Origin of the sequence: Methanobrevibacter sp. (assembly GCF_045577275.1) — an archaeon.
Classification (GTDB): domain Archaea; phylum Methanobacteriota; class Methanobacteria; order Methanobacteriales; family Methanobacteriaceae; genus Methanobrevibacter.
Window position 1 is genome coordinate 1 of sequence record NZ_JAZNIB010000337.1, and the last position, 2339, is coordinate 2339.

3 protein-coding genes and 1 riboswitch are annotated in these 2339 nt (G+C 31.3%); all 3 genes read left to right on the forward strand.

The genetic code is table 11. The annotated features are described in order from the left end of the window. The first annotated feature begins 729 nt into the window (after positions 1 to 729). A complete protein-coding gene (locus ACKI67_RS09700) occupies positions 730 to 1125 on the forward strand; it encodes a hypothetical protein (protein WP_407463329.1) in 396 nt (131 codons plus the stop codon). Between the two features lie 242 nt (positions 1126 to 1367). After that, positions 1368 to 1742, forward strand: coding sequence for a hypothetical protein (locus ACKI67_RS09705; protein WP_407463330.1), 375 nt, complete (start codon positions 1368 to 1370; stop codon positions 1740 to 1742). A gap of 147 nt (positions 1743 to 1889) precedes the next feature. Beyond that, on the forward strand, positions 1890 to 2066 hold the full coding sequence (locus ACKI67_RS09710) for a hypothetical protein (protein WP_407463331.1): 177 nt from the start codon (positions 1890 to 1892) through the stop codon (positions 2064 to 2066). Between the two features lie 67 nt (positions 2067 to 2133). Further along, positions 2134 to 2243, forward strand: a riboswitch (SAM riboswitch). The last annotated feature ends 96 nt before the right edge of the window (positions 2244 to 2339 follow it).

Here is a 2339-nt window from a genome sequence, read left to right on the forward strand (position 1 = left end):
TATTTTCGGATGGGCAATTTTTTATACTGTTATATCTCTTATTATTTCAATAATTTTGAGGAGTTTTAGGAAAAAAAACTCTTTTCCAAAGGCTGCATAATACATCAGATATAGTTATATAAAATTTTTTAAAAGTCATATCATTGATTTGGCTTTTTTTTATTATTTTATATTTTGAACTAATGGTGGCCTTCTTTATGTGTGATTCTTACACAAATCACACATTCTACTAAAAAAGCCGAATGGTCAACCTCCTAGATCAAATGTTATGTTAACTAAAAAAAGAGAATGGCTGCCAATTGGCAGCCTTTTTGAATGTACGATTTTAGATTAATCATACATTCAAATTCAAGTAAAAAACCTTGCTCAACGATCGGGGCAGGTTAATTCAAGAAGAAAATGAATGTATAGTATAATTTAGCCTAAACTTAGGAGGAATAATTGATGCAGTGGTCCCAATGGTTACAAGGCGGTCCTTTTCTTGAAGTTAGTTTCTTGTTGGAACTTAAAGAAAAGAAAAAGGAAATTATACAGGATATATTATTTAATTTGACCAGGGTCAGAAATAGAATTGAAATCCAAGACAAAAACATTGACGAAATTATTGATTTTTTTGATAGAGGTCATCCCTATGACGAAGATGACCAGCATACAAGTTATATGCATTCGTTACAATTAAGATTATATGTCGATTTATCGAGAAAACGAAAAGCGACCTTACAAATAGTAATGGTCTCTTCAAATTCAATATTGGTCAATTTTTGGTTTTATGGTTCAATCGTTGATACCTTAGAGTCGGACCAAATCGGAATAAAAAAAGAGGAATTTACTGACTTTACAAATTTTCTTAAAGAGTTGTATTCCGTTTATGATTTTAAGATAGGTGGAATTGCAATTGAAGAAGATGTTCTTGAATTATTTGGGGTAGATGTACCATTCCCTAACGAATGTTATTGTTATGAAAACGTGTCTCCTGACCATTTTCTTCAAGAATCATCTCATTTCATAGATATAATTTGGAGTGAAAAATACGAGAAATTAAACATTATTCCTTACAATCACGAAAAGCTTGATAAGAAAGGAGTCCTCATTAAAACTGGTAGTTTTAATGATATCTTATTGTGATAATGGGTGCGTTAAACGCCATATGAAACCTGCCAATTGGCAGCTGAATGTATGATTCTTACACTAATCATACATTCATATTGAAGAAAAAATTAAATATATACAACATCTCAATATTATGAAATATTTAAATTTGAGAGGCAGGTTGGACAGAATTGATAAAAAACAAAATCTATGTTGCTCTTTTGGTATCATCTATAGTGGTCGTTATAATCGCACTCATCAGTTTTATAGATGATGGATTGGCAAGCATGTTTGAAGCATTTGCAATTTTTCCTATGTATGTCTTTACACTTGTTATTGTATTCGGTGTGCCACTTTCTTTTCTTATTGATTTCTTAACAAGAGATTTATCAAAGAATAAAAGCAATATTGAATTTTTTATCTATTTACTTTTCGGTTCACTTTTTGGCTTACTTTTTTTGGTTGTATTCCCGGAAATCGTACCTCTAACAGTCGTAACTGGCCTGATTGTATCGGGATTATTCTACAGTGGGGAATTAATTATTAAAAAGGGAGTAAAGCAAAAGAAAAATATTAAATATATTTCTTTTATATTGCTTATTTTGATTGTCACTCTAAATATCGTATCTTTCTCCAAATGGCTGCCTTATTAATGTACAAGGCTCAACATAATCATCCATTCCACTATAAAAAGCCGACACGAGGCCAGCTTCCTACTTCATCTATTTTGCTGATAGTCCAGGGTGTCTAAGTATTGAAGGGTGGGGAATTATGATAAGAATTTAAATGGGAGATTTCTAATGCTTTCAGACAATATATTAGTATTAGAATTAGCGGAATTTGATACATATGATTTTTTAAGTTTAATAGAACTTTCTGCAGCAATTGGCTGGGATTATGGTGAACATGAAATTAGAACTGTTATGTCATGTTTAGTAGTTAATAATTTTAAAATTAAATATTCAAAATATTATTGACATTGAAATTTTTGTGCTATATACTTCATACAGATAAATACCTTAATTTAATTAAATAGTAATGACACTCTTATCGAGAGCGGCGGAGGGAATAGGCCCTGTGAAGCCCGGCAACCATTAAGCGAAAGCTTAAAAAGGTGCTAAATCCTGCAGATCAACTGATCTGAAAGATGAGGGAGGATTTTTTTAAAAAACCCTCTTCTTATTTTTTGAAGAGGGTTTTTTGCGCTTATTAAACCAAGTAAGCAAATCGGCATTATAGAGAACACGGAG

What these genes read in the sequence shown, in the direction of transcription:
- ACKI67_RS09710 (WP_407463331.1), top strand. Translation starts at nt 1,890, where the DNA reads ATGCTTTCAGACAATATATTAGTATTAGAATTAGCGGAATTTGATACA.
- ACKI67_RS09700 (WP_407463329.1), top strand. Translation starts at nt 730, where the DNA reads ATGGTCTCTTCAAATTCAATATTGGTCAATTTTTGGTTTTATGGTTCA.